Annotated in this window: 3 protein-coding genes; all 3 read right to left on the bottom strand. The window is 26.6% G+C overall.

The window, feature by feature from the left end:
* Positions 1 to 118: 118 nt before the first annotated feature.
* The gene (locus tag T473_RS17515) at positions 119 to 454 is read right to left on the bottom strand and encodes a winged helix-turn-helix domain-containing protein (RefSeq protein ID WP_051365944.1); all 336 of its coding nucleotides are present in this window, start codon (positions 452 to 454) and stop codon (positions 119 to 121) included.
* Between the two features lie 83 nt (positions 455 to 537).
* Entirely contained in the window at positions 538 to 786 is a 249-nt protein-coding gene (locus tag T473_RS0115775) for a hypothetical protein (protein WP_024622478.1), read from the bottom strand.
* A gap of 63 nt (positions 787 to 849) precedes the next feature.
* Positions 850 to 993, bottom strand: coding sequence for a hypothetical protein (locus tag T473_RS18755; protein WP_161627576.1), 144 nt, complete (start codon positions 991 to 993; stop codon positions 850 to 852).
* Between the last annotated feature and the right edge of the window lie 60 nt (positions 994 to 1,053).

Raw genomic sequence — 1,053 nt, forward strand, 5'->3', positions numbered from 1 at the left:
TTCCCTAGCATTTTATTGAAAATTCCCATAATTTCTCCTCCAATTTATTTAAACATATATCCACGCTTACCAATTGTGTGTATGAATTTAACATCTAATTTTTTATCTATTTTATTTCTTAAATAACTAACATAACTGATACGACATTAGTGTTAGAGTAGTATTCACTCCCCCAAACATTGGCACTAATTTCTTCTATAGTTAAAATTCTATTTTCGTTTTGCATAAAAAACTTTAATAAATTAAATTCTGTTTCAGTTAATTTAATTTCATATTTTTTAAACTTCGTTTCCTGCTTTGAAATATCTATTGTTAACCCTCTTTTACTAAAAGTTGTAGAGTTTACACTTTCTACATAATTCAGAATCGATTTCAATAATTTAGGTCGATCTTTATTACTATTAATAGCAGTTATTAAATTATTATAAACATCATTTCCACTAACTAATTCCAATTTAATCCCCCTTAAATTAAGATTCTTTACTCACATAATGGTTGCAAATCTTTTTTCTATAAAACACCTCTTTTATTCCTTTTTTATTCAAATAGATCCATAGAAATCATATCTAAAGCTTGAATGCTTACTGTGCTTGCTTTGAATTTATCACTGCCGTCTAATCTGATTCCAAACTCATCGGCGTCTATAATTTTACCGACATATTCTATCCTGTTTTTTTTGTATGATGAATATCCTTCATACTCTTCAGAAACAATTTTTACAATGTCTCCAGTCCAAAATACATCTCCATTTTTTAATTCAATTCTTTGTTTTATCTCACTTATCATAATTTCCCCCTATAATTTTATTTCACTTATTTCCCCTATTCTAAAATAAATTCACAATTTTATTTACTCTTCAAATGAAATATAAAATTCTCTATTAGGGAAACGTCCCTTTACTATCATTAAATCTTTGTAAGCAAGCTCTTTATCTTCATAATTACGATAAACTTGATGATATCTATTGTTTATGACTTCAAATATTACGTACATCTTTTTCTCCCCTTTCTTACTATGCCTGAAGATTATTAATACAAATTCTATCTTTTAACA

This window comes from Clostridioides mangenotii TR, from assembly GCF_000498755.1.
GTDB classification, from domain to species: Bacteria; Bacillota; Clostridia; order Peptostreptococcales; family Peptostreptococcaceae; genus Metaclostridioides; species Metaclostridioides mangenotii_A.